This window comes from Mesorhizobium sp. M1A.F.Ca.ET.072.01.1.1 (assembly GCF_004023325.1).
Classification (GTDB): Bacteria; Pseudomonadota; Alphaproteobacteria; order Rhizobiales; family Rhizobiaceae; genus Mesorhizobium.
The window spans coordinates 1-542 of sequence record NZ_RZSF01000705.1 but is presented as its reverse complement, the minus strand read 5'-3'; the positions used below and the strand labels follow the sequence as shown (position 1 = coordinate 542).

The following is a 542-nucleotide window of genomic DNA, read 5'->3' as shown; positions in this document are numbered from 1 at the left end:
CATCGTGGCCGTCCGCCTCCAGCCGCTCTATGGCGAGCCGCTGCCAATGGCGGGGCGCCGATTGCGGAACGATGACCTCGATCGCCAGCATGTCTTGGGCGGCTATGTCCTGCTCGGATTTCCAACAATGAGGAACGAGAGACTGGCCGAAAATACTTACATCGGCGTTACACGCAAAACCGGATTTCTACTTTTTCGGCATGATTTTCGACTTGCGATCCCGAAGCGGTTGTGGTCGTCCGCCCGGCCTGCCATGCAACGCAAGATTAGCGGTTTCGGCATATACCAAGATTCCAACAATCGCGGCGACCGGTCTTGACCTGGAACGTAAGAAGTCGTGGATAGCCGCTGTCCCTGCCGGTTCGGATCACATGTTTGAAGTCACTGCCGAGGATGCGTTCGATTTCCGTTCGACGGAGTACGCCGAGCTCTTCGCCAGCTCGGCGGCAACCGCTTTTCAGCATCCGATTTGGCTCGCGCAACTTTATGAGAGGCTCGTGCGGCAAGGCGCCGCCACGCCACTGATCATCGTCGTCCGCGTG

General features: G+C 58.3%; 1 pseudogene. It reads left to right on the top strand.

The window, feature by feature from the left end:
- Positions 1 to 200: 200 nt before the first annotated feature.
- A pseudogene (locus EOA32_RS39470) lies at positions 201 to 542 on the top strand (hypothetical protein); the annotation flags it as partial.